At 44.8% G+C, this 25,176-nt stretch carries 27 protein-coding genes; 16 read left to right on the forward strand and 11 right to left on the reverse strand.

Going from position 1 to position 25,176, the window contains the following annotated elements; genetic code table 11:
* Nucleotides 1–3 precede the first annotated feature (3 nt).
* Genes A8O14_RS01700 through A8O14_RS01710 form a run of 3 tightly spaced genes read right to left on the reverse strand, consistent with a single transcriptional unit; the run spans nt 4 to nt 2,154 of the window.
* Nucleotides 4–237, reverse strand: a complete 234-nt coding sequence (locus A8O14_RS01700) for a hypothetical protein (protein WP_068947926.1) — start codon at nt 235–237, stop codon at nt 4–6.
* Between the two features lie 24 nt (nt 238–261).
* Nucleotides 262–1,167: an amidohydrolase family protein gene (locus A8O14_RS01705; RefSeq protein WP_068947927.1), complete on the reverse strand. Its 906-nt coding sequence runs from the start codon at nt 1,165–1,167 to the stop codon at nt 262–264.
* Between the two features lie 12 nt (nt 1,168–1,179).
* Nucleotides 1,180–2,154: a Bug family tripartite tricarboxylate transporter substrate binding protein gene (locus tag A8O14_RS01710; protein WP_068947928.1), complete on the reverse strand. Its 975-nt coding sequence runs from the start codon at nt 2,152–2,154 to the stop codon at nt 1,180–1,182.
* A 142-nt stretch (nt 2,155–2,296) separates the two neighbouring features.
* Between A8O14_RS01710 and pcaD the strand changes: the two genes are divergently transcribed.
* The 7 genes from pcaD (at nt 2,297) to A8O14_RS01745 (ending at nt 9,229) form a co-directional block, all read left to right on the forward strand.
* Nucleotides 2,297–3,112, forward strand: coding sequence for a 3-oxoadipate enol-lactonase (gene pcaD, locus A8O14_RS01715; RefSeq protein ID WP_068947929.1), 816 nt, complete (start codon nt 2,297–2,299; stop codon nt 3,110–3,112).
* A gap of 49 nt (nt 3,113–3,161) precedes the next feature.
* Nucleotides 3,162–3,740: an HdeD family acid-resistance protein gene (locus A8O14_RS01720; RefSeq protein WP_068947930.1), complete on the forward strand. Its 579-nt coding sequence runs from the start codon at nt 3,162–3,164 to the stop codon at nt 3,738–3,740.
* A gap of 27 nt (nt 3,741–3,767) precedes the next feature.
* The gene (locus tag A8O14_RS01725; protein ID WP_068947931.1) at nt 3,768–3,953 is read left to right on the forward strand and encodes a hypothetical protein; all 186 of its coding nucleotides are present in this window, start codon (nt 3,768–3,770) and stop codon (nt 3,951–3,953) included.
* A 42-nt stretch (nt 3,954–3,995) separates the two neighbouring features.
* Nucleotides 3,996–6,161 carry a TonB-dependent receptor gene (locus A8O14_RS01730; RefSeq protein WP_161484803.1) on the forward strand — a complete coding sequence of 722 codons (2,166 nt, stop codon included), beginning with the start codon at nt 3,996–3,998 and terminating at the stop codon, nt 6,159–6,161.
* Nucleotides 6,162–6,296: 135 nt separating this feature from the next.
* Entirely contained in the window at nt 6,297–7,529 is a 1,233-nt protein-coding gene (locus A8O14_RS01735) for a PQQ-dependent sugar dehydrogenase (protein ID WP_082913071.1), read from the forward strand.
* Nucleotides 7,526–8,125, forward strand: coding sequence for a c-type cytochrome (locus tag A8O14_RS01740; protein ID WP_068947933.1), 600 nt, complete (start codon nt 7,526–7,528; stop codon nt 8,123–8,125). Before A8O14_RS01735 ends, A8O14_RS01740 begins: the two co-directional genes overlap by 4 nt.
* A 39-nt stretch (nt 8,126–8,164) precedes the next feature.
* Entirely contained in the window at nt 8,165–9,229 is a 1,065-nt protein-coding gene (locus tag A8O14_RS01745) for an acyltransferase family protein (RefSeq protein ID WP_068947934.1), read from the forward strand.
* On the opposite strand, the gene yjgA is transcribed toward A8O14_RS01745, so the two are convergent.
* Nucleotides 9,226–9,753 carry a ribosome biogenesis factor YjgA gene (yjgA, locus tag A8O14_RS01750; protein WP_068947935.1) on the reverse strand — a complete coding sequence of 176 codons (528 nt, stop codon included), beginning with the start codon at nt 9,751–9,753 and terminating at the stop codon, nt 9,226–9,228. The two genes, A8O14_RS01745 and yjgA, sit on opposite strands and share 4 nt — an antisense overlap.
* 132 nt (nt 9,754–9,885) lie before the next feature.
* Between yjgA and A8O14_RS01755 the strand changes: the two genes are divergently transcribed.
* From A8O14_RS01755 to A8O14_RS01780, 6 genes are all read left to right on the forward strand, one after another.
* Nucleotides 9,886–11,505 (forward strand): GMC family oxidoreductase, encoded by a 1,620-nt coding sequence (locus tag A8O14_RS01755; RefSeq protein WP_068947936.1) that lies wholly within the window; start codon nt 9,886–9,888, stop codon nt 11,503–11,505.
* Nucleotides 11,506–11,554: 49 nt separating this feature from the next.
* Nucleotides 11,555–12,454: an EamA family transporter gene (locus tag A8O14_RS01760; RefSeq protein WP_099092323.1), complete on the forward strand. Its 900-nt coding sequence runs from the start codon at nt 11,555–11,557 to the stop codon at nt 12,452–12,454.
* A gap of 144 nt (nt 12,455–12,598) precedes the next feature.
* The gene (locus A8O14_RS01765) at nt 12,599–13,783 is read left to right on the forward strand and encodes an ABC transporter substrate-binding protein (protein WP_068947937.1); all 1,185 of its coding nucleotides are present in this window, start codon (nt 12,599–12,601) and stop codon (nt 13,781–13,783) included.
* A 138-nt stretch (nt 13,784–13,921) separates the two neighbouring features.
* Nucleotides 13,922–14,800, forward strand: coding sequence for a branched-chain amino acid ABC transporter permease (locus A8O14_RS01770; protein WP_068947938.1), 879 nt, complete (start codon nt 13,922–13,924; stop codon nt 14,798–14,800).
* A gap of 2 nt (nt 14,801–14,802) precedes the next feature.
* Nucleotides 14,803–16,731: a branched-chain amino acid ABC transporter ATP-binding protein/permease gene (locus tag A8O14_RS01775; RefSeq protein WP_068949667.1), complete on the forward strand. Its 1,929-nt coding sequence runs from the start codon at nt 14,803–14,805 to the stop codon at nt 16,729–16,731.
* A gap of 31 nt (nt 16,732–16,762) precedes the next feature.
* On the forward strand, nt 16,763–17,491 hold the full coding sequence (locus tag A8O14_RS01780; protein ID WP_068947939.1) for an ABC transporter ATP-binding protein: 729 nt from the start codon (nt 16,763–16,765) through the stop codon (nt 17,489–17,491).
* 68 nt (nt 17,492–17,559) lie between these two features.
* Here A8O14_RS01780 and A8O14_RS01785 read toward each other — a convergent pair whose 3' ends face one another.
* Together A8O14_RS01785 and A8O14_RS01790 are read right to left on the reverse strand one after the other, a co-directional pair.
* A complete protein-coding gene (locus tag A8O14_RS01785) occupies nt 17,560–18,063 on the reverse strand; it encodes a hypothetical protein (protein WP_068947940.1) in 504 nt (167 codons plus the stop codon).
* A 59-nt stretch (nt 18,064–18,122) separates the two neighbouring features.
* On the reverse strand, nt 18,123–18,941 hold the full coding sequence (locus A8O14_RS01790; RefSeq protein WP_068947941.1) for a sulfite exporter TauE/SafE family protein: 819 nt from the start codon (nt 18,939–18,941) through the stop codon (nt 18,123–18,125).
* Nucleotides 18,942–19,010: 69 nt separating this feature from the next.
* Here A8O14_RS01790 and A8O14_RS01795 point away from each other — a divergent pair, with 69 nt between their 5' ends.
* Nucleotides 19,011–19,535 carry a DUF6803 family protein gene (locus A8O14_RS01795; RefSeq protein ID WP_068947942.1) on the forward strand — a complete coding sequence of 175 codons (525 nt, stop codon included), beginning with the start codon at nt 19,011–19,013 and terminating at the stop codon, nt 19,533–19,535.
* Here A8O14_RS01795 and A8O14_RS01800 read toward each other — a convergent pair.
* From A8O14_RS01800 to A8O14_RS01815, 4 genes are read right to left on the reverse strand one after another with little or no spacing between them, the layout of a single operon-like run.
* Nucleotides 19,510–19,926: a hypothetical protein gene (locus A8O14_RS01800; RefSeq protein WP_068947943.1), complete on the reverse strand. Its 417-nt coding sequence runs from the start codon at nt 19,924–19,926 to the stop codon at nt 19,510–19,512. The genes A8O14_RS01795 and A8O14_RS01800 overlap by 26 nt on opposite strands.
* A complete protein-coding gene (locus A8O14_RS01805) occupies nt 19,923–20,747 on the reverse strand; it encodes an FAD:protein FMN transferase (protein WP_216861596.1) in 825 nt (274 codons plus the stop codon). Before A8O14_RS01805 ends, A8O14_RS01800 begins: the two co-directional genes overlap by 4 nt.
* Nucleotides 20,748–20,754: 7 nt before the next feature.
* Nucleotides 20,755–21,306 (reverse strand): FMN-binding protein, encoded by a 552-nt coding sequence (locus A8O14_RS01810; RefSeq protein ID WP_068947944.1) that lies wholly within the window; start codon nt 21,304–21,306, stop codon nt 20,755–20,757.
* Between the two features lie 17 nt (nt 21,307–21,323).
* On the reverse strand, nt 21,324–22,238 hold the full coding sequence (locus A8O14_RS01815) for a DUF6662 family protein (protein ID WP_082913072.1): 915 nt from the start codon (nt 22,236–22,238) through the stop codon (nt 21,324–21,326).
* A 151-nt stretch (nt 22,239–22,389) separates the two neighbouring features.
* On the opposite strand from A8O14_RS01815, the gene A8O14_RS01820 reads away from it, so the two are divergent.
* The gene (locus A8O14_RS01820; protein ID WP_068947945.1) at nt 22,390–22,632 is read left to right on the forward strand and encodes a DUF3820 family protein; all 243 of its coding nucleotides are present in this window, start codon (nt 22,390–22,392) and stop codon (nt 22,630–22,632) included.
* On the opposite strand, the gene A8O14_RS01825 is transcribed toward A8O14_RS01820, so the two are convergent.
* The gene (locus A8O14_RS01825; protein ID WP_228385092.1) at nt 22,624–23,541 is read right to left on the reverse strand and encodes a DNA/RNA non-specific endonuclease; all 918 of its coding nucleotides are present in this window, start codon (nt 23,539–23,541) and stop codon (nt 22,624–22,626) included. The two genes, A8O14_RS01820 and A8O14_RS01825, sit on opposite strands and share 9 nt — an antisense overlap.
* 619 nt (nt 23,542–24,160) lie before the next feature.
* On the opposite strand from A8O14_RS01825, the gene A8O14_RS01830 reads away from it, so the two are divergent.
* Nucleotides 24,161–25,150 carry a transglycosylase SLT domain-containing protein gene (locus A8O14_RS01830; RefSeq protein ID WP_068947947.1) on the forward strand — a complete coding sequence of 330 codons (990 nt, stop codon included), beginning with the start codon at nt 24,161–24,163 and terminating at the stop codon, nt 25,148–25,150.
* The last annotated feature ends 26 nt before the right edge of the window (nt 25,151–25,176 follow it).

Here is a 25,176-nt window from a genome sequence, read left to right on the forward strand (position 1 = left end):
TGCTTAAGCTAGTGCGGCGCCATTGCCATTGAAGACTAGGCTAATGCCAACCCATAATAAAATGAAGGCAACGAGTGCGGTAAAGCCGATTTTCTTTAGGAAGTATTCCAGACTATCCATGTAGGCTTGATCGTTGCGACCAAACCACTTGTCAAAGCGCTTCCAAACGAGACGCCCTACCACCAATGGAAGCAACATCGCAACAATGCCTAAGATAATAGTGAGGGTAGTATCCATTTAAAGTTCTTTCAACTGTATTTATTAATTCGGTGTCGGGAAGTCGTACAGAATACAGGGGTTATCAACCAGGATAGATTTTCTTAAGCCTGAGTCTGTAATCCATTCACCAAAGAGGTCGCATAGATCAGCATCATGAGGCATCTGCTTTTTAACCATCACATGGGGCCAATCACTTCCCCAAACCAGTCTTTCTGAATTAGCCTTAATAACCGCATCATTCAATGCTCGCATATCGGCATAAGGAAGATCGCTATCACAAATGCGATAGGGTCCCGTCATCTTGACCCAAGCTCGTTGGTTTTTGAGTAACTCTAATAGCCCCTGAAAACCTGCATCACTGATCCCATATTTTGCATGGCTATAGCCAAAATGCCCAAATACCAAATCTACCGGAAAGTTTTCAAACACTTTGGCTAAGTTGGGATATTCATTGACATGCATGAGGAGTTCGAGATGCCAGCCAAAAGGTTTGATACGTTCTGCTAAAGCTTTGAGATTTTGAATTGGCAGTCCAGCAGACTTATCTGTAACATCGACAATATTGCAACGAATGCCTCGTACTCCAGAATTATGGAGTTGTTCTAATTCTTTTTCGTTAATTTGATTGACATCATTAGAGATGACTGCAACACCGCGAAACTTTTCTGGTCGCGCTTTGAGTGCTGCCAACATCGCTTGATTATCGGTGCCGTACACACTAGGTTGTACTAATACTGCACGATCAACGCCAAGCATAGCGAGTAAAGACTCATAATTCTCTAGGGTAGCGTCAGGTGGTGTATAGATTCGCTCATGTGCATAGGGAAATTGAGTTGCTGGCCCGCAAATGTGTGCGTGACAATCTATAGCCCCAGCTGGAAATGCAATCTTTGGTGACCGAATTTCTGGATCTGGGGCTTGGCACAGTGGCGCTTGAGGATGAGGCATTAGGACTGCAGATTACTGCGGTTCAATGTTGGCTTCTTTAGCAATCTTTTGATACTTCGCCATTTCCTCGCGTACAAATTTGCTAAATTCTGATGGGCTCATCGGTGTCGCTTTGATGCCTTTAGTTTCATAAGCATTTTTCACTTCAGGATCTTGCATCGATTGATTGATATCAGTGTTAATTTTTTTCACCACTGCAGCAGGTGTTCCTGCGGGCGCCCAAACACCAAACCAAAGCCCAATTTCAAAATTCGGATAGCCTTGTTCAGCGACGCTAGCAATTTCAGGGACTGCCGCGTTTCGAGTCTTGCTAGTGACACCTAATGCACGTACCTTGCCACCTCTAAGTTGTCCAATAGCAGTATCAAGTGGCGCCATATAAAAAGCAGTGCGGCCAGACATGGTGTCTTGAATCGCTTCTGGTGAACCTTTGTAGGGAACGTGGATTAACTTAATGCCCATCATCTGGTTAAAGTACTCAGCAGCTAAGTGTGTAGAACTGCCAACACCCGCTGAAGCGAAGGTAATTTCACCGGGTTTGGATTTTGCGGCAATCACTAAATCACGAATCGTTTGATAGGGACCATCGGCGGCGGTAATCATCACATAAGGGGTTTGCCCAAGAATCGCAACATCAATCAAACTCTTGAGAGGGTCATAAGGCAATTTTTTATAGATAGCAGGATTGGCTGCATAAGATGCTGATTGCACAAGCAAGGTGTAACCATCTGGATCCGAGTTCACCACAACACCTGTCCCAATCAGTCCGCCAGCACCCGGACGGTTTTCAATAATGACGGGTTGCTTCCAGGTTTCGGTAAGGCTCTTGGCAACAACGCGACCGGCGATATCAGCTCCTGAACCAGTCGTTAAGGGTACGATCATTTTGACGGTGCGATTGGGGTAGCTTTGGGCAATTGCCAGGCTTGTCCCAAATACGAGGCTGAAGATGAGCATGAGTCTGCCCTGAATCTTTGATGTAAACATCACGTCTCCTATGCTTTTAATAAGCGTTTTTTATGGTTTTGTATGAATGCGTTATGCAGCGTTTCAATGGATAATCTAACACGGTCTTAAAAATAGATAAATAGAGGCCACTAGGTACATATAAGAAACAAGGCGGAGACAAATGACTCAATTACAAGATGCAAAAACTGTCAATGTGAATGGCGTTGATATTGCCCATCGATTTGATGGTCCCGAGGATGGTCCAGTACTTTTGGTAGCCAATAGTTTGATGGCGAATGGCAGTATGTGGGATTGGAATATACCTGCTTTTACTGACCGTTACCGCGTGCTCCGTTACGACAAGAGAGGACATGGTAAGTCGGGCGTTGCTCCAGGCCTCTATAGCATTGCTCAATTAGCAGACGATGCAGCTAGTTTATTAGATGCTCTCAAGATTAAGAAAGCCCATTTCATGGGGCTATCCATCGGTGGCATGATTGGTCAGCAATTAGGCGCTCGCTATCCGGAACGTATTCTGTCCCTCTCCCTTTGTAATACCGCTAGCGAAATGCCGCCACGGAGTTTGTGGGAAGATCGTTTTCAAACTGCCCGTACTAAAGGCCTTGTAGGATTAGTTGATGGCACGATTGCGCGTTGGTTTACTACACCATTTATTGAGCGAGCTCCACAAGATATTGAAAAAGTGCGTCAAATGATTCTGGCTACCAATGTTGATGGTTATATTGGATGCGGTAGTGCAGTGCGCGATATGGCGCAAAGTACGATGCTACTCAAGATTAAGGCGCCAACCTTAGTGTTATCTGGTCGCCATGATCCTGCATGCACCGTAGATCAGGGGATTGTGCTCAATCGCCTGATTGATGGCTCACAGATGGTTATTATTGAAGATGCTGCTCATTTATCCAATATTGAGCAGCCCGCACGATTTAATCAGGCGGTGCGAGAGTTTATTGATTCAGTAGATGATCGTTTGTAATGCAGTAGCAACGAAGTGGTTCCCATTTTTATAACTAGAGGGGTTTTATATGGCCGATTTATCTGTAGATCAAATTAAAGCAATTCGCGCTAATGTATTAGGTGCTGCTGCAAAAGTCCCGGGAGCTCTTATTGGCCTTGGCATCTTGTTCATCATTCTTGGAATGATTGGCGTTGCTGGTCAGGTTCTTTTCTCGCTAGTGTCAGTAAACGTTCTTGGTATCTTCTTGTTTGCGGGTGGCGTGCTTCAAGGTGCTCATGCTTTCAAATCAACCGGCTGGAAAAGCGTTACTGTTCAGCTCATCTTTGCGGTTTTATATATCGGTGCTGCCATCTACGTTTGGGCATTTCCGATTCCAGCGTTAGAGGCTATCACTTTATGGCTTGCGGCAATCTTCTTTATTACGGGTTTCTTGCGCTTGGTATCCGCATTTCAGCATCGCCATTTTGCTGAGTGGTTCTGGCTTGCCTTATCTGCTGCAATTTCTATCTTGATGGGCGTGCTCATCATGAATAACTTCCCATCATCAAGCTTATGGTTGCCAGGCTTATTGATCGCTATTGAATTGTTATTGCAGGGCTGGTCTTTATTGTTCTTAGGCTTTGCTGCCAAATCACTAACTAAATAAAAACCATACAAATAAAGAGCAATAGTCATGGCAATGAAAAAAACAGATCTCTATAAGAATTTGGCCTTGACTACTGCTCAGCGTATGAAGAATGCTGCCAAGACGCCTAAACCCGGTGTCGCTGAAGCGCATGCCAAAACCAAAAAAGAGCTTGCAGAGGCAAACCCGATGCTCGCTTCTTTGATGGGCAAAAGCAGACCTAAGAAAAAGTAAGCAATCAGAAGTAATGCAGGCAGTGCACCCTCAATAATGGTCATGTGTAAGAACCTGCGCAATGAGTGGCTACAACGGTTCGCTCATGCCTTAATCCCCTTATTTCTTCTGCTAACAGGCCACGCTTGGGCGCAAATTGCGCCGCCTCCGAATTACGATCAAAAACTAAACGATATGGTGGTGAATGCCACCCGCTCGGGAACGCCTCTAGATGAAATGTCACTCAATACGACAATTTTGACAAAAGAGGTATTGGAGTCCTCCCCTGATCAGACAATTGATCAGGTGCTCAAAAACGTACCAGGCGTATTTTTGAATGACGTACCTTACTATCAAAAAGATCCTACAGGTCAGAGTATTAACGTGCGTGGTTTGGGTTATGGCCGCACTTTAGTGCTGATTGATGGCTTGCCTGCCAACGATGCTTTTTACGGAACGGTGCAATGGAATTTGGTTCCCATGTCATCGATTGAATCAGTGGAGTTTGTGCGTGGTGGTGTTTCTAGCTTGTATGGCAACTATGGCATGGGCGGTGTGATTAATATCAATACCAAGACTCCTAAAAATAGTTCTCAAGATGTCTCTGCCAGCATAGGCTCATTTGGCACTGGTAATGTGGCAGCATCAAAAGACTTAATCGTTTCTGATGTAATGCAAATGCGACTTTCTGCTGACTACTTTTCAAGTGAAGGCTTTCAGAACTACGCCACGATTTATCCCGCATCACCAAGTAATACCAAGGGTATGACTACAGATGTTACGAAAAACTCTAATATTCGCCTACAAAACTATTTCAAGCCCACTCAAGATACCAATGCATTCTTGAGAATGGGTTACAGCACTATGGCTGACTTGAGTAATAACTTTGCTATTGCGCCTAATTTAATTCAAACAGCAGATGTGGCGGGCGGATCGACTACCAACTTGGATATAGATAAAAAAGTGCAGATCAATGCTTACTATCAGGCAACCAATTTTTATAAGCAAACGGCAAATAGTGCTGGCACTTATATCAATGCCAATTACACCGACCCTTATTCAACCATAGGAGCTTCTGCTCAATATACGCAAGATCTCAAGGCCGCTGGGATTGATCAATATATTGTGGGAGTTGATGCTAGAAATATCTCAGCTTCTAATACAACCAATAATTTATTGTCTAGTGGTGCAGTCAACTCTGTGAATTATGCACAGGGACAGCAAAACTTTTATGGGTTGTTGGGACAGATCAAATCCAATGCCAGTGCTATTCCTTTGGAGACAACTTTAGGTGCAAGAGTGGATGTGTGGAATAGTCAGACGCCAACCTTATATAACGCTGGGTCCAATGGCGCAAATCCGCTTTATCAGTCAATCCCAAATAAGAGTAAGACTCAGCTCAGCCCATCACTAGGCTTGGTTTATAAAGCAACGGATGATCTCAATTTGCGTACTGCGGCTTATCAAGCATTTCACGCGCCTAGCATGAACAATACTTTGCGTAGCTATGGAAACAATACTACTGGTTACTCTATTTCAAACCCAAATTTAACGCCGGAGACTATGACGGGTTATGAAATAGGGACAGATTATCGCTGGAAGAGTGGCTTTGCACAGCTAACGGCATTTAATAATTACATCCAGAACGCAATTACTAGCTACAAAATCACAAGTGCTAATTCTGCATTTGCATATGGTCTTTGTAGCGCCAGCGGTATTCCTATTTCTGCGCAGGGATGCTCCACTTCTGGCGGATTTACCAACGTCAGTTATTACACTAACCAACAAAACTTATTAAGCCGTGGTATTGAGTTGCAGTATCACCAAGATGTCAACGCTAATTGGGCTTTAGATGGCGGTTATGCATACACTCGTACCGTATTGACCTGGAGTGCAACTACAGATCCAACCAATACTCAGGTTGGTGGCGTTCCGATGAATATGGCTAATGCCGCAATTACTTATTACCCTGTGCCACAGGCAAGTCTGACCACTACAGTTCGCTATGTGGGGAATTCTTGGATGGCAACCGGATCTTTGCCGGTTCCCGCATATGCAGTGGTTGGCTTAAAGGCGAATTACCAAGTAACTCCGCAAGCTTCCGTCTTTGCTTCGGTGGTGAACTTATTTAATCGCCAATATGTCACATTTAATATTGCCTCTCAGGCAACCGCTTATCAAGCTGGCATGCCTCAGGCAATTACCGTGGGCGCGCGAGTGACTTTCTAGGATTTGGTGCAGTGCAGTAGTTCGGGTTTGGTGTGAATGTATTAAAAATGCTTTAGGATTTAACAAAATGCAGTTCATAGCAAATAAGAAGAAGCTATTAATAGCGCAATAAAAACAACACTGGGAGACGTATCCATGAAATTAAAAACAATTCATTCTTTAATGTTCGCTGCAGGTATGGCCGTTGCTACTTTGGCAAGCGCTCAAGCCCCTGCTCCGGCACCAGCTGCAGCGCCGGCAATTCCGCCAACCTGGGCGCAGGGTAGAACACCGGATGGTATGAATCCATCCTTGGCACCAAATCCTCCTGGTATTTCTGCGATGCCTGCAGATGAAATTCCTGTCAGCAAGTTAAAAGTGCCAGCTGGCTTCAAGATTGAGTTGTGGGCATCGGGTATGCCAAACGGTCGCTCTATGACTGAATCTCCAAACGGTACTGTGTTTGTCGGTACTCGTTTTACAGGTAATGTGTATGCGGTCATTACTAAAGACGGTAAGCGCGAAGTGAAAACGATTGCTAAAGGTTTGCATCGCCCAAATGGCGTTGCGTTCACCAATGGCTCGCTTTATGTTGCTGAACTCTCTCGCATCATTCGTTACGACAATATTGAGCAGAACTTAGATAACCCACCTGCACCGGTAGTAGTCTTTGATGCACTCCCTAAAGATGAGCCACATGGTTGGAAGTTTATGAAGCTCAGTCCTGATGGGCAGTATTTGTATTTTCAGATTGGTACACCAGCGAACATTGTTGTGCCACCATCAACTCATGCGACGATTGTTCGCTTGAACCTCAAAACCAATATTTTGGAAACTGTGGCAACCGGTGTTCGTAACAGTGTTGGCATGGACTTCCAGCCTGGCACAAAAGAACTGTGGTTCACCAATAATGGCCGTGACTGGGTTGCAGAAGATAAGCCAAGTGATACCTTGAATCGCTTGGTGCGTCCAAAAGGTATGAATTTTGGTTACCCTCATTGCCATCAAGGCGACTTCTTGGATCCTGAGTTTGGAAAAGGCCGTTCATGCGATGAGTTTGACAAGCCTGTTTACAACTTGGGCGCTCACGTTGCTGCATTGGGTATGCGCTTTTATAACGGCAAGCAATTCCCGGCTGAATACAAAGGCAACATCTTTATTGCTGAGCACGGTTCTTGGAATAAAACAAAACGTGTTGGCTATCAAGTGGTGCGCGTAGTGCTCGATTCCAATAACAAAGTCGTGAAAGCCGAGCCATTTGTTACTGGTTGGTTAGATGGCGAGAATTTCTGGGGTCGTCCAGTTGATGTACAAATGCTCAAAGATGGTTCTATGTTGGTTTCAGATGATGAGACTGGCGCTATCTTCCGCGTTTCTTACGGCAAATGAAATTGATCTCTAGCACTAAGGCCATCCTCAGGGTGGCCTTTTTTACTTCTCTCTTTCTGTCATGCAATAGTAATGCTGCTCCACCTGATGCAGTCGCAGGCAAAGCAAAAGCACAAACGTGTTTTACCTGTCATGGTGAAAACGGTATTGGCATTGCACCGGAGATCCCGAATCTTGCGGCGCAGCCAGCTTTGTCGATTACTTATCAATTGATTCAGTTCAGAGGACAACAGCGTAAGGGCGGTGCAATGGAAGCATTGGCAATGCCTCTGAGCGATCAGGACATGCGCGATATTGCTGCTTACTACGCTTTTCTGCCCCCGCCACCAGCAAAATCTGGTAATGCAGAAAAGATTGCAAAAGGTCAACAGATCTCAAGTGCCCAGTACTGCAATTCTTGTCATGGGGCACAGTTACAGGGCCAGAAGCACATTGCCCGCTTGGCTGGTCAGTCGTCTGAGTACATCGTGACGCAACTTAAAAATATTCGATCTGGTAGTCGCGTGGATATGGATGGCACAATGGGTAGCGCGGCGCGTGGTTTAAGTGACGAGGACATCGAGGCAATTGCTGCTTACGCCGCTTCATTAAACTAGCACTTAGTCATCCTTTGAACCCTTCAGTAAGTTGCCTCTTTGCAGTCAAAAAACCATTTCCTTCTCGTTGATTTTTTAAAGACTTTTGCCGCTTTAACAATCATTCTTCATCATTTTTCGAGCTACGGTCAGATTGCTGAAGATGCTCGAAATCTGTTGCCGGGGATCATGACCTGGCTGTTTGAGTATGGGCGTTATGCAGTACAGATCTTTTTGGTGATGGGTGGTTACTTAGCGGCTCAGTCTCTGACGCGCACTAGTGACTTAAAAAATCCCCAAACTGCTCTGAAAACGATTTTTAATCGCTACCTGCGATTGTTTGCCCCCTATGTTGTGGCTTTGCTAGTGACTATCGTTTGCGCTTGGGTGGCGCGCTTTTGGGTGCAAGATGAATTCATAGGTGAATCAGAAACCCTGAGTCAATTTTTAGCGCACTTGTTTTTCTTGCAAGGGATCTTAGGCCTAGATTCCATATCGGCTGGTGTGTGGTATGTGGCAATTGATTGGCAGCTCTATGCGATTCTGACAATCATGTTGAGCATGTTCCCAGGCCTTCGATCTCTCATCTGGATGATGCTAGTCCTCTGTGTTACATCCTTGCTGTATTTCAATCGAGATGGATCGTATGAGAACTATTTCATTTACTTTATCGGTGCTTATGGCTTGGGTATATTGGCTCAGCTCTGTAAAAACTATCCAGATCCTTCGGTTAACCGTTTTGCCAAAATATTGATGGTTATGATTGGTCTTGTGATAGTTGTATCAAGCTTCCATCAATTTTGGTTGCGAAACATCCTGGCTTATAGCGTTGCCATAGCTCTGATTTTTTTCGGAGATTGGGCTTATAAAGATCAGAAGCATCACAAGGCACATAAGTTAGTCAATGCAATCCTTTGGGGCAGTAGAAGATCGTATTGCGCTTTTTTAATTCACTTCTCGTTTATCTTGCTAGCCAACACTGTATATATTGCTTGGGGCATGAATCATCTTCACAATGGTGTGTTGGCAATTGCTTTGATGTTGGTGGCGATCGCGACTAGCTGGGTTGCAGCGACTTTGCTCTATCGCTGGGTTGAAGTACCTTCACGTAACTTGAAACTTTAAAGACCCATATCCTTTAAGACGCGAAAGATTTCTCGATAAGCCTTAGGCGGTTTGTTTTGCTCTTTTTCTTTACGCGCATTACGAATCAGTGTTCGCATATTCTGAATATCCATATCGGGATATTGCTCAATCATTTTGGTAAAGGCTTCATCATTAGCGATAAGCCGATCGCGATAACTCTCCAAGAAATGCAGCTTTGCAGTCTCCGCCTTGCTCACTCCTTGAATCGCATCCAAGCGTTTTTGGATTGCTTCGAGTTCTTCTTCGTCCAGAAAGCGCATCAGTTTTCCTAAGTACTGCTTATGGCGACGAATTGCTTCAAAACTCTTAATCTTATTGGTTTCTGAAATAGCAGTCTTGATAGCTTCATCAAGAGGAATAGTTTTGAGGGCGTCGCTACTCAAGGCCGCCAATACTTCCGCTAATTTCTGGCGTTCGGTCATTTGGCGCTTTAACTCAGACTTGCTTGGGCCTTCATCTTCTTCAGCAAGCTTGGGAGTGCGATTTTTCTCATTAATATGCATTGCACTATTTTAGACGGGTATTGAGCTTGAATTACCGAGATGATCAATTGTGGAGTTTGGTGAATAATAGAGCGATTGATGAATAAGACAGAAAACATTCCAAGGCAGCTCTTTTTATCTGATGCATAGACCATGAATCAAGCAAATACCTACGATTACATCATCATTGGTGCCGGTAGCGCCGGCTGTATGTTGGCTAAGCGTTTGACTGAAAATCCTCAAAAGAAGGTTTTGCTGATTGAGGCAGGCAAGAGCGATAACTACATTTGGATTCACATTCCGGTGGGGTATCTTTATTGCATTGATAACCCAAGGGCGGATTGGCGTTTTAAGACTGTTGCGGAAAAAGGCCTTAATGGCCGTTCACTGTTATATCCCCGTGGTCGTGTGCTTGGCGGATGCTCCTCTATTAACGGCATGATCTATATGCGTGGTCAAGCGGGCGACTATGAATCTTGGGTACAAGCCACTGGAGATGAAGCCTGGTCTTGGGAAAATGCACTCAAGCGTTACAAGTCTTTTGAGGACTATCACGGTGATGCCAACCAATGGCATGGCAAAGGTGGCGAGTGGACCGTATCGAAGCAACGCTTGCGTTGGCCCATCATGGATAAATTTAGGGATGCCGCAGTAGAGGCGGGCATTCCATCATCTGATGACTTTAATCGTGGTGACAATTTTGGCGTAGGTTACTTTGATGTGAGTCAGCGCAAGGGCTGGAGATTAAATACTTCAAAAGCATTCTTAAAAGATGCTGTTAAGCGAAGTAATTTGACCGTGCTCACAGAAGCAATGGTGACAAAACTCAAAATCGATCCAGTCACAAAAAATTGTTCTGGCGTTGTATACCGCCAGAATGGAATAAGTACTGAGGCGGTAATCGATTCAACGGGCGAGGTAATTCTGAGTGCTGGCGCAATTGGTAGTGTGCAAATTCTGGAGCGTTCTGGTATTGGTGCTGCAGCACATTTAAACAAGTTGGGCATTCCAGTGATCGCTGATTTACCAGGCGTTGGTGAGAACCTGCAAGATCATTTGCAATTGCGCATGATCTATAAAGTGAACGGCATTAAGACACTCAATACCAAAGCTAATTCTTTGTTTGGCAAGATGATGATTGGCTTGGAGTATCTATTAAAACGCTCTGGCCCGATGTCGATGGCACCTTCACAGCTAGGTGCATTTGCTTATAGCTCTCCCGATCAACAGAGTGCTAACGTGGAGTATCACGTACAGCCTCTGTCGCTAGAAAAATTTGGTGAAGATTTACATTCATTCAACGCATTTACTGCAAGCGTTTGTAACTTGCGTCCAACATCGCGTGGCAACGTACATATCACTTCAACTCATCCTGAGGCACCTCCTGCAATTAACCCAAATTATTTATCTACCGATGAAGATCGCAAAGTAGCGGCAGAGTCCTTACGCTTAACGCGCAATATTGTGAAGCAGTCCGCGCTTGCTCCATACATGCCTGAAGAATATAAACCCGGCATGCAATATCAAACTGATGAAGAGTTGGCTAAGGCAGCGGGAGATATTGGCACAACCATTTTTCATCCTGTAGGGACTTGCAAGATGGGACGCGATGATGATCCGATGGCGGTTCTTGATTCTCAATTGCGCGTGAGAGGCATTCATCACTTGCGCGTAGTCGATGCATCTGCCATGCCTACGATTACCTCGGGTAATACTGCAGCCCCCACCATGATGATCGCAGAGCGCGTAGCGGAATTGCTCACGCGTGAATAGTTCACTCAATCAAGAAAGTGGCTCAGCAAATAAGCAACTGAGTAAGCCGCTGAGTTACCAGCTACCAATCAGCCATTTGCTACTAGCACTGGCAATTGTGGCAGTGTGGGGTACTAATTTTGTTGTGATCAAAATCTCTTTAGATAGCTTTCCACCATTTTTGTTTGCTGGTTTACGTTACTTGTTCGCTTTTTTGCCTGCTGCATTGTTTTTATCAAGACCCAAAGTTTCATGGATCAATCTCTGTGTTTATGGTCTGGCCGTTGGGGTGGGGCAGTTCGGAGTGTTGTATTACGCAATTAATGGGAATATTTCTCCTGGCTTGGCTTCTCTAGTAATTCAGACCCAGGTGTTTTTCACGATCGGCTTTGCCATGCTCTTTGCTAAGGAAAGACTCAAGCTTTATCAAGCGATTGCAGTAATTATTGCCATGACTGGTCTTGGAATTATTGCAGTGCACACAGATACGACAACGACTTTTCTAGGTTTGGCCTTAGTGGTGTTTGCGGGCTTTTCTTGGGGAATAGCCAATACGACCAGTCGCCGTGCTGGTGCGATTAATATGCTCTCTTATGTGGTTTGGGCCAGCGTTTTTGCCATCCCCCCACTATTTGTAATCTCCTGGGTTTTTGAGGGCGGCTGGGGATCGATGGAGGCTTCCTTAACCTCTGCACCAATAGGGGCTTGGTTTGGGGTGCTTTGGCAGTCTTGGGGAAATACCATCTTTGGGTATGGTGCCTGGGCATGGTTACTTTCTAAGCATCCTGCAGCGGTAGTGGCTCCCGCACCCTTGTTGGTGCCTATTTTTGGCATGGCAGCCGCTGCTTATTTCCTTGGCGAACCACTGCCTCTATGGAAGATTTTGGCTGCAGGGTTAGTGATTACTGGCTTGGTAGTCAATTTATTTTGGCCAAGCATTGCTAAGCAGCTCAAACACCGTTTTTCTTGAGAAATTTCTGGTCCCCTAGAGCTAATGTAAAACCCTAATAGATGCCCCTTTTTTTGCCCCTGCATTAACAGTAAGATAGCTATTCGTTATCCGTAGTACCTATAAAAATATTTATTCAATAGCACTTTTAGTCATGGAGACTTTATGAAGATTCGTCATCACATTTTTGCAGTAGCTGCTGCTGCATTGCTCGCAACAGGCGCTAACGCTGCCGATATCAAAGTAGGTGTTGCAGGTCCGTTTACTGGCGGTTCATCCTCAATGGGTGTCAGTATGCGTGACGGTGTTCGCCTTGCTACAAAAGAAATCAATGCTGCTGGTGGTATCAACGGTAATAAGATTGTATTGATCGAGCGTGACGATGAAGCAAAAAATGAGCGTGGCGTGCAAATTGCACAAGAGTTGATCAACAATGAAAAAGTCGTTGCAACCCTCGGCTATATCAACACTGGTGTTGCATTGGCTTCACAACGTTTCTATCAAGATGCCAAGATTCCAGTATTGAATAACGTTGCAACCGGTTCCATCATTACCAAGCAATTTCCTAATGCACCAGAAAACTATGTTTTCCGTAATGCTGCGGCTGACAACATTCAAGCGCCAATGGTTGCTAAAGAAGCAGTTGAAAAGCGTGGCTTGAAGAAAGTAGCAATTTTGGCCGACTCTACAAACTACGGCCAATTGGGTCGTGAGGACTTAGAGAAGGCATTGAAGACCTATGGCGTAACCCCAGTGGCAACTGAAAAGTTCAACATTGGTGACGTTGATATGACTTCACAATTGCTCAAAGCAAAAAATGCTGGCGCTGATGTTGTATTGACTTATGCAATCGGACCTGAGTTGGCACAAATTGCCAACGGCATGGCTAAGTTGGGCTGGAAGAAGCCAATCATTGGTAGCTGGACATTGTCCATGGCTAGCTTTATTGATACTGCTGGTAAGAATGGTGACGGCGCAACAATGCCACAAACTTACATTCAGTCTCCCTCTACAACTTCTAAGCGTAAGGCCTTCCAAGATGCTTACGTAAAAGAGTTCAAGCCAAAAAATAACAATATTGCTTCACCAGTTTCTGCTGCTCAAGGTTACGATTCTGTATACCTCTTGGCTGCAGCGATCAAGCAAGCTAACAGCACTGAAGGACCAAAGATCTTGGCGGCATTGCAAGACCTTAAGGCTCCAGTTGATGGTGTTGTGATTACTTACAACAAGCCATTCTCAGCAACTGATCACGAAGCTATCAAAGCTAAAGATGTGGTGATGGGTGTAGTTGAGAACGGCCGTGTTGAGTTCTTGAACGCTGAGGACGCAACCCCTAAGAAGAAGTAATTCATTCTCAATCTGCAGGCAATAAATTATTTTGCACTGCAACAATTGATAAAGCAAAGCGCCGCCCAAAAAGCGGCGTTTTGCTTACAATGTCGGATTCGTTAATAAAACAGTTTTAAGTATATTTAGGCCAACAAAATGGACATGCTTGCACAAATCCTCTCAAGCGGTATCGCGGTGGGGATGATCTATGCGGTAATCGCTTTCGGTTTCCAACTCACTTTTGCTACCTCGGGCACACTGAACTTCGGACAGGGTGAGGCCCTCATGTTGGGTGCTCTAGTCGGTTTGACATGCGTGGATACCTTTGGAATGAACTACTGGGTCATGATTCCCGTGGTGTGTTTATTCGGCATGTTGCAGGGTAGCTTTGTTGAGTTGATTGGTGTGCGTCCTGCAATCAAAATTAAATCAGAGTTCGGTTGGATTATGTCCACCATCGCACTCGGCATTATTTTCAAGAACGCTGCTGAAAATATTTGGGGTCGTGATGCATTGCCATTTCCATCACCATTGCCAATGGAGCCAATGAGTTTCTTAGGTGCGAATATTCTCCCGATGGAAATCTTGGTGGTTGTAGGTGCATTGGTCATGATGTTGTTAGTTGAGTTCTTTAACCGCAAAACTATTTACGGTAAAGCGGTGGTAGCTACAGCAAACGATCGTGATGCTGCTGGCTTGATGGGTATCAATACCAGCGTTGTCATTACTTTCTCTTACGCATTGTCTTCATTAACAGCGGCATTTGCTGGTGTATTGATTGCACCATTGACACTGACTGGTGCAACCATGGGCGGCGCTCTAGGTTTGAAGGCTTTCGCTGTTGCGATTATTGGTGGCCTCTCTAGTGGTCTCGGAATTATTGTGGGTGGTTTGATTTTGGGTATTGTCGAAACAGCTACCGGTTTTTATATTTCTACTGGTTACAAAGATGTTCCAGGTTTGATCTTGTTATTGCTCGTGTTGGCATACAAACCATCTGGTCTCTTCGGCAAATCTGCAATTAAGAAAGTTTAATGATGAAATTGAAGTCTCTATTACCGATATTAATTGCGATTGCGGCGCTCTTTGCCCTGCCGTTGTTTATTCATAATCCGTATTACATTCACTTAGTTGAAACGATTCTGATCTACACCATCTTGTTATATGGTTTGGATATCGTGGTGGGTTATGTAGGTCAGGTCTCTTTGGGTCACGCAGCCCTTTTCGGGATTGGTTCATACACTGCTGGTGTCTTGTACTTCCATTTTGGCTGGACCATCTGGGGAACTATTCCTGCATCAATTGTCGTGACCTCGATCTTCGGCGGCATATTGGCCTTGCCTGCGCTCAAGGTCATCGGACCGTATTTGGCGATGGTGACATTAGCCTTCGGAACGATTGCTCAGATTCTCATTAATGAGATGACTTGGATGACTGAAGGTCCATTGGGTATCAAGATTCCAAAGCCAGAACTGATGGGCGTGCCAATGACCAAGGCGGAGTACTTCTGGATGGTGTCTGCCATCTTGATCCTGTCTTTGATCGTCGTTGATCGTTTCGTGAAGTCACAGATTGGCCGTGCATTCGAAGCCTTGCGTGATAGCCCGATTGCTTGTGACTGTATGGGTGTGTCGGTATATCGCTTTAAGGTGATCGCATTTGTGATCAGCGCAGCTTTTGCTGGTTTGGCTGGCTGCTTGTACGCATACTCAGAGCAATATATCTCCCCAAATACCTATAACAATGAGCTCGCAGTTTTATTCTTGCTCGGCATCATTATGGGCGGACGTAAGTCACGTTTAGGCGCAGTGATTGGTGCAGCCATTATTGTGTTGCTGCCAAAATTGTTGGACGACATTCATCTCTTCCGTATCGTTGCCTCAATCATTGCGATCGTCGTAGTGGTAGGTGCTGGTATGGCGCTATCCAAGAAAGTCACTACTCCAAGACGTGTAGCTATTCCGATTGCCGGTGTAGTGGGCTTGGCAGCATTCTCATTCTGGCTCAATAGCATCTCTGACTGGCGCTTAAGTATTTTCGGTTTTATGATTTTGTTGGTGGTGTACTACCTGCAAAACGGTATCGTTGGTTTTGCGAAGAGTTTCTATCAGTCAATTTTTGGTAAAGTAAAAACCACACGCGGTGGTGATGCTGAAGTGGTCGATGATTCAATTAGCTTCATTAGTGCTGTTGGAAATCAAAATGCTGGTTCAGAGCTCCTCAAAGTGGATTCCATCTTGATGCAATTCGGTGGTTTGAAAGCATTGAACAATGTAGATCTCAGCATTAAGCGCGGCACTATTCATGGTCTGATCGGTCCTAATGGTTCTGGTAAAAGCACCATGATGAACGTGTTGACAGGCATTTACACGCCGACCGCTGGTAACGTTCTCTATGCAGGCGAAAGTGTTGTTGGGAAGACTTCTTCTGACATTGCTCTATCTGGCATTGCGCGTACCTTCCAAAACGTACAGCTCTTCGGTGAAATGACGGCGATCCAAAACATTTTGGTTGGCCTGCACCACACCTTCAAATCCAATATGTTGGAGATTGCTCTGCATTTGCCACGCTACAAGAAAGAAGAAGCTGATGCATATGCTCGTGCAATGGCGTTGCTCAAGTTCGTAGGCTTAGATGATTTAGCTAACGAAGAGGCGCGTAACTTGCCATATGGTAAGCAACGTCTGTTGGAAATTGCTCGTGCCTTGGCGCTTGATCCAGAGTTGCTCCTCTTGGATGAGCCAGCTGCAGGTTTGACTGCTCCAGATATCAAAGAACTCTTGCGCATTATTCGTAAGATTCGCGATAACGGCATTACATTCATCCTGATTGAGCACCATATGGACGTGGTGATGTCAGTTTGCGATACCGTTTCTGTCTTGGACTTCGGTCAGAAGATTGCAGAAGGCAAGCCAGCTGAAGTTCAGGCAGACGAGAAGGTGATTCATGCCTACTTGGGTACTTAATCACTAGAACAATATTGAATCGGTAAATACCATGTTATCTATTAAGAATCTTGAAGCAGGCTACGGCAAAGTCAAAGTCCTCCACGGCATCAATATTGATGTTCCTAAGGGACAAGTAATTACGTTGATTGGCTCTAACGGCGCTGGCAAAACGACTACTATGCGTGCTATCACCGGCATGATCAAGCCAACCGCTGGTGAAGTGATCTTGGGTGGCGAAAAAATTGATGGTTACGACTCTCATAAGATCGCACGCTTGGGTTTGGCACACAGCCCTGAAGGACGCCGCGTGTTCACAACCATGTCGGTCACTGACAATCTATTGCTTGGCGCATTTCCACGTTTTACCGGAAGTCGTCCTAAGGGTGATATTAAGAATGACTTAGAAAAGTCTCTCGAAATGTTCCCGCGCTTAAAAGAGCGTCGCAATCAGTTGGCAGGTACCTTGTCCGGTGGTGAGCAACAGATGTTAGCAATGGCTCGTGCCGTAATGCTCAACCCCGAAATCATTCTTTTGGATGAGCCATCAATGGGTCTTGCACCAATTTTGGTTGAGGAAGTATTTAAGATTATTTCTAATCTCAAATCACAAGGCGTGACCATGTTGTTGGTGGAGCAGTTCGCTGCTGCAGCCTTGAACGTTGCTGACTATGGCTATGTTCTAGAGAATGGCAAGATCGCTACTCATGGCCCAGCTACAAAACTCAAAGATGATCCAGCTGTTAAGGCGGCATACTTGGGCGGTGCTGGCGGTCACTAAGCAATTACCGTTGGTGAATGAAAAAAGCCCTTTTTAAGGGCTTTTTCTTTTCTAGCAATGCATCCCTACTAGGATTCTGAAATCAGTTTGATCGCTTCTCGAATGAGTAGGGCGCGATAGCCCATATAAATACCTACTAAGGTAAATCCAAATAAGAACAGCTTCGGAATCAAAGCACCCTCGATGACGAGTTGGCTAATGAGCAAGCCTATCGCAACTGCAAAAAAGAAGATTGCGCCGAGAATCAGCACAATCCAATTCTCATGCTTGCTTACTTGTTGGGTTTGATTAGTGTATGCCAGCACCTGAAAAACATTGTCTTTTGGATAACCAGAAACAATAACGCTATCGCCATCAGCAATAATCATAGGCGTAGAAAATTTGGCCTCAATTGTTTTATCTCCTAAGTTAAATTGAGAAACAAAGAAGCGTTTGTAATACACCGAAGAATGATCGTGTGTTGGCTTCTCGGGGTTAACGTATTCCAAGAGTGACTTATTCAGATTGCTCACGGTGCCAGATACGGCACTGATTGAGGTGGATAAAAAAGTGCTTGGTTTAGTAACTGACATCAGCAGAACTCCCATAAGGCTTAATATAAGAATATAAAGAAGTGAGAGTAGCGGGCTTTTCATAGACCATTGAGACCTTTAATGGTGAGGCTGACTGCTACACCAAGCACCATGATTGCAAATACTTGTTGTAAGCGAGGCCCACTTAGCTTTTTGCTAATTGCTAGGCCTACGAGTAGCCCTGCCAATGCACCAAGAGAAAATGGTGCGGCTACTAAGAAATTAAATCCACCTGTTGCCGCAGAAAAGATTACGCTTCCTCCGGAGATCAGGGCCTGCACACCTAAGGAGGTCACAATGATCGACTGCGCAGTTAAATTGGTATAGCGTTTTAATGCAGGAATGATAATGAAGCCACCACCAACCCCTAGAAGTCCTGATAAGAAGCCAGCCAATCCGCCAGTAAGGGCAAGCGCTCTGGCACAGGGCACATTCCAATATAGCTTTCCAATTGAGGGATCTATTAAACAAGGGGGTGGTTTTCTTGGTGAATCAACAATTCCGAAAGATGTTTTTCGAGCCTGTCTATATTGATTGAATGCAGAGTAAAAGAGAGCTGCGCTAAAAATGAGTAGAAGAGGACCATTGGGAATCTGATTTGCCAACCAAAAACCAGCAGGAGCAAAAATCACTCCAAAGATTGCCATGAAGAAGGCAGCCTTGTATCGCAAAAGTTTATTTTTGAGTCCTATTAATGCACCAACACTGGCAGCAAGAGCAATTGCCGATAGAGAAATGGGGCTAGCATCCACCATTTTCATGTGAAGAGCAAAAACCAGAAGCGGAACAGACAAAATTCCGCCGCCTGCGCCAGTCAAACCCATCAGAATTCCGACGCAAATGCCTAAAGCGGGGCTGAGGAGTATTGAGCTATCCATTTCGAGTCATTTTATCTTGAGAGAGTATGCTCAAGATATAGTCATTTTTAGATCTATTTGGAGCTTTATATGAATATGACCCATTACATGCAGTTATTGGCCGATAACCAGCCCTGGAATCTCATGATCTTTATGGCTATTCCAATAGTGCTGGCTGAAACATTAGCCATCACTGAGCTTTACATACTATTTACTCGAAAATTTCAGGGGCCGATCTGGAACTTAAATCGCTTCTCTGGAACGGCAGTTGGGCTTTACTTCATCGGCATCATCGTCTACCTCATGACGACTGCGGTAATTCCGATTACCAAATCTGGTGAGTGGAGAACATTGATTGATGTCGTGGCAGTCGCTTCTTATTTAATTGGCGGGCTACCTCTGATTTGGATTGCCTTGCAAGAGTTTGGCTTGGTGAATAAGCAGCTCAATCCAGAAGGTAAATTAAAAATTCATGCGATTTGTGTTGCTCTATTTTTGGTATTCGGCCATATTGCAATGATTAGTGGCATGCTAGATCCAAGCTTGCTAGGCTATCAAAGCTCTCCTCATCAAATGACTACGCCTGCAGTTATGCCTGCTGATCACGGACATTGAATACATGTAGTAAAAAGATAGCAAAAAAGAGTAGGCCAACCATCCAGTGAATAGTGATTACGCTTTCTCTTATCGTTTCGGGGCCGTAATACAGTAACGCTCCGGTAATAATCAGAGCGCCCAAAAAACTCAACTGTCCTATGCCGCTAAGCCTTTTCCGTTTGGACTTTAGGCCGGCTTTGAGGTGAAAGGGCAGTACAGACCCTAGGGCAAGTATGGCTAGCATTGCTGCAACTCCATGTATGGCCAAAATATCGTGAGATCCCAAGAGGGATCGCTTAACCTGAAATTCATGGCCTACTAGGTAAATGCTTCCGCTTAGAGAGCAACTTAAAACACTAAACATCACAAACCATTTTTGCCAGTTGGGCATTTTTCCTAAGCGACTCATGCGGCAATCCGAATCGCTTGCGCTGAAAATTTTGCAAAGCAAGGGTGGTTTGCTTGTTTAGATAAAGCCAGTACCTTAGTAAGCGCATCAGCATACACACACTCCTTCGCTATGATGGAATAAGAATCCGAGGATTGAATATAGATATCTGACTCATCTTGACCAAAAGGATTAATGAGATGACTTTCTTGTTCATCTCTTTTTGAAAAATAAAGGCTACTAGTTGCTAGGGCCGCATTTTGAAGGCTGCCAATTTCAATTAACTCCGAATAGTTATTTGGGTTACGAATATGAATAGGGTAGACCTGATCACCAAAGACCCTTAAGTCGCCTCCTGCATTGACAACGCCAGAACTCACGCCTTCTGAGATCAGAATCTTCACTGCCATATCTACTGCAAATCCTTTCGCAATTCCTCCAAGATCCAAACAGAGTGGGCGCGAAGAGGTAATCAGTTCAGGCGTAAGAAAGCAAATATCCTCGATACCGCCAAGATTGTGATTGGTGAAGTCAATATGACGCGGTAGTAGCCCGGCAGCAACCAGGCGATGACCAATGCCACAGTTAAAGAGACCCCTAGAGTAACGGTTCACCTGTTTTGCAGTGCGAAGTACCTGCGCTGTCCAGGGATGAATATCTACTGCTTTGTGATGCGCATAGCGATTGATGTAATTGAGTTCGCTAGACGGATTATGAAAACCCATTAAGCCTTGAATTTGTTCAATCGCTTTAAAGGCGTAACCTATGGCAGTCTGTTGAGCTTCCTGATCAACAGAGATCTCAACAAAGGTTCCAAGCAAGGGCTTACAGCGGGTGATCATGCAGCGCTCATTTTGATTTGATGGGGGTGTTCTTGAGTGCCAAGTCATATAGAACAGTGACCCGCTTTACGCCATCGGTGAGATGCTTACAGGAAAGTGTTGCGCCACCAATATTTTGAATATCTTGATTCAGTTTGATAGGATCATTCACCGTCTTTCCAACAAACTGTTTGCGCCACTGCGGCTCACCCACTTCATAGCCATAAGATTCGACATACTCCAGAATCTCAATTCCCAAAATACTACCTTTAGCGTTCAAGGCAACGGCGTAGGTAATCATTTCGTGCTTACCTACGACCTCATCAATGACGAGCCAACCACCATCCGCCGATCTCCAAATGCGATCACCCTGGAAAGGATGGCGGATGCTAGATGCTGCCCGCATCCTTTCTTGTAAATCATCGCTAATGATGATGGGTGATTTACTCATTGCTTTGTTAGGAAAAAGAATTTGCTGCGCTTGTTCACTCGAGATATAAATTTTTGCTTGAGCAAAGATGGGCGCTGCGAGCATTGCGAGTCCTGCTACAGCATATGGATTTGGTTTCCAGTCGATCATCTTCTTTTCTTATCTCTTTAATTCAATGGAAAGCCAACTTTGAGAATGTATTCATTGACTGAGTGGCTATCCCATACACGGGCGTTTGAGCATTCAGCTTCCCCGCCACCCATGCAGGTTCCACCTGCAAGCTGATAGCGCCAAGCACCCGTCACCCACCAATCTTTAGCGGCATAGTGCAAATTTGGGCCAACAAAGGTTGCGCGTTGTACTTGATTGCGTAAATTGAGTTCTGAGTAGTCGTTGTGAAAGCGTGCTTCAACGCCAGCTGACCATTTAGGCGCAAATCGATAGCTTGCCCCAACCAAAATATCTAGCATGGATTCAGGGACGTTACCGTTCTCAATAAATTTGAGACGCTCATTTGCAACTACTACGTTACCTGCAAGTATGAGGCGATCGTCAATAAAGTTCGATTGCAGCAATAAACGGGCTTCAAGCTCATCTTTATTTCGACCCCAAGTCGGCTCTAGGTAAAGACCAACACCTACAGGTGAAGTCACTGGGTTGGTAATGCGGTAAATCGCTTCTAAGGAACCACCTTCAATACCACTCTTTCTGTAGGCGGTGGAGGGATCATGTGATGAGGGAACGCCGTAGCCTCCCGTGCAAGTTGGCGCGTCTCCGCAGGCTTCTGGGTTGGTGTAGTTTTGATTGGCATTCGTATAGTAAGAATTGATATAGCCGGCTACTTGTAAGTCATTGGTGAGGCCGTACTCGATTTCCGTTCTGGCAGTCCAAGCATCGTATGTACCGGCTGCTTGGGTTTGGTTTAGCTGAACGCGTTGCTCAAACTCCCACTTTCCTTTGGGTTGTAGGTCTAAGGTATAGATCCAGCCAAAGGCTCCTTCGCCCGCATGGGCTAGTGAGAGGTGCAATGTTGCGGCAAGGACAAGGCTAAAGGCAATCAGTTTTTGAATGGTCAATTTCATGGTTTTCTGAGAGAGGGTTGAGAAAGTTAAATGAGAATGGTTCTCAATATATCATCAAATGAGAATGATTCTCAAATAGGAAAAAGACCATATTTCAGTAAATGATTCAATTTGTAGGGTGATTTGAATTCCCTTGTAAGATTTCTCTTCAATGGATTCGCAAGCACTCGAAAAACTCGTTCTTATGAAGATGCCCTTTGGTAAACATGCTGGGCGAGCTTTAGCGGATCTGCCGGGAAATTATTTGGCGTGGTTTGCGCGCGAGGGATTTCCCAAAGGTGAGTTGGGCGAGTTGTTGGAGTTGATGCACACGCTAGATCACAATGGCTTGCGTGGACTATTGGCCCCTATTCAAAGAGCCCATGGCTTACAAGCCAAATCAAAACTACTTTGAGCGAACGATTACGGTTACGCGGTTGCGCTCATAAGTGACCCCAGGTGATTCTGGCGGACTACTTTGAGTTGGACTTACAAATAGCGGGGTTTGTGATTCAATCTGCTTCGCAATTCTTTTGGCAAGTTCACTATTGCGATCATATTGAATCTGAACACTGGATACCTTACCTTCTTGAATGCGTGCAATCAGAGCGTTGAGCTTGTCGGCTGAGTATTCATCAAAAAATAGGGGGTACCAGCCACCCATCAATCCCTGATTTGGTATGGCTTTAGTGGCAATAGTGGGTTTAAGCAGAGAGTGCTCAGTCTGAATGGGTAATTGAAAATCGATTCCTGTTTTAGCGAGCAATTCCGAATAAGAAATTGGTGGAGACATTTGCGCCTCATTGCTGTTTTCTACCCAATAAGCCCATGCATGATTCTTGTTGGGGTCATAAACCAATTTAAATAGATGACTGGGAATCGTGACACGACTTCTGCCAATGCTACCTTGATTTCCAATAGAGCCAGTAAAGACGTAAACATCTCCCGAAGCTCTTTTGGTATACAGCCGAGTAGGCTCTTCAACGTTTTTTGCCCAAATTCCCTGATTATTCTGCCTGGCCTGCGGCATCATATTTGCTAGGGAGAAAGACTGCGCCATTGCTCTTTCATTACCCATATCCCCAGCTGGAGCGTTATGGCCACGATCGTATCCGCTCCCACGGTAGTCAGAAAGCAGGGCCCGCTCCGCAAAAGGCAGTCTTGCTTCTTCGTAAAACTGATTTGTTCTACGAGGATGTGGTCCAAGCAATTGTTCGCGATTGAGTTTTTCTACTGTGTAGATTGGCTTTTTATCTTGCGGTGAGTAATACACCGCAAAGCTATCAAAGCAAAGGTCGCGACCTGCTTGTGGGGTTACTGGCACCTGTTGCTTTGGGAAAAGACCCTTACAATCCTCGAAGAGGGCAAAGGCTGAGATTGGGCTTAATAGTAAAGCCAGCAAGAGTAGGGGCGTGATTATTGTGCGGCTAAATTTCATCTGCTGTAAGTGTAGGGGGTGGGTGAGTTTTATTAATGATTTCCTGCTTCAGTTGACTTTGCGCTTAGCTCTTAAGTTAGTAAGAAGTCAGTGGCAATACTGATTTGTCCTCAAATATCAGAGCTAAAAGCATTAAAAAATAATGCCTTGCAGCATTTATGGGTCAGCACTACCGGTAGAAAATTGGGGCGACTGAAATACTAGATGTATGGTTTTTGGCGACAATTATTCATTCCAAATAGTAAAAAAGTCGAAATTTAGAAAATTTTTTACAAAATGAAATTAGTGCCTCTTAACATCCATAAGTTACTGATTTATATAAATTTTATATGAAATATTTGAGGCTTATTCGGGAACTCCCGTATTTCAAGATCTAAAAGTTATCGAAATATATTTCTTTATTCTTGACTTGATATAAGAACCTTTTTAGGATGACCCATGTTTTTTATATATTGCGATGCAACATAAACCGGTATCACGGTTTTGGGGTGTCGCAAAAAATTGAATGAGTAAATGTTTATTGAACAATTTGAGTGAGATGCAGGATGCACAACCAGCGATGTTGGCTGCTAAACAACTGCTAGCCCACGCCATGGCTCCGGTGTATCGAGTCATCAATGGCTTACTCGTTGTCACTGTATTCATGGTGGTAGGTCTATGGCTATCAGGTAATGGAACCAATGCCGGTGCTTTTGATTTAGCCCGCATCCTAGTGCCGGATGAGGCTCGCCATATTGTTTGGAGCAATGGCTTTAGTATGCTTGATCAATATAAGAGTGCCAACGAGGGCTCTAGCTTATCTGCTTCCAATTCGGATATCGCTAGTGTGATTTATCACAAGTCCACTTCTGCCAGCGCTGGTTTGGCTAGTGCTAAAAAACAAACTGTAGCCTTATTAATGCCTTCAGTTGCTCAGGTTCAGGTGAAGTCAATCTCCCATTTGGCAGATCGCATTCCAACCTCCAAGATCGATCCCCAAGCATTGGATAGTAATTTGATGGGGTCAATTCAGAATCAACGTGCTGTTGCTGACTTCTATGAAAAGAAATACAGCCTCGATCGCGCCAAGATTGAGGAGTACGTTTCTAGTACGATTTTGATCGCCAAAGAAGTCAATATCGATCCAGTGTTGTTATTGGCAGTGATCTCAGTTGAATCCAACTTCAATCCGAACACAAAGAGTCATGCTGGCGCAGAAGGTCTCATGCAGGTGATGACTTCAGTTCACCGTGAGAAATATGCTATATACGGCGGCACACAAGAAGCAATCAAGCCAGAAGTTAACATTCGGGTTGGTGCTTATATCTTGAAGTACCTCATTGCCACAGCAGGTTCGTTGCGCAATGGCTTGAAGTTCTATGTCGGCGCTGCCAATGCTGAAGATGATGGTGGTTATGCAGACAAAGTAATGGCGGAGCGTAATCGTTTAATTGGTCTTTGCCAGACTCGATCTACCAATCGATTAACACTTAATGGCAAAGATCTGCGTTCTTAATTCCAGATCTAGGTATTGAAAAGCCA

Source organism: Polynucleobacter wuianus, assembly GCF_001659725.1.
GTDB lineage: Bacteria > Pseudomonadota > Gammaproteobacteria > Burkholderiales > Burkholderiaceae > Polynucleobacter > Polynucleobacter wuianus.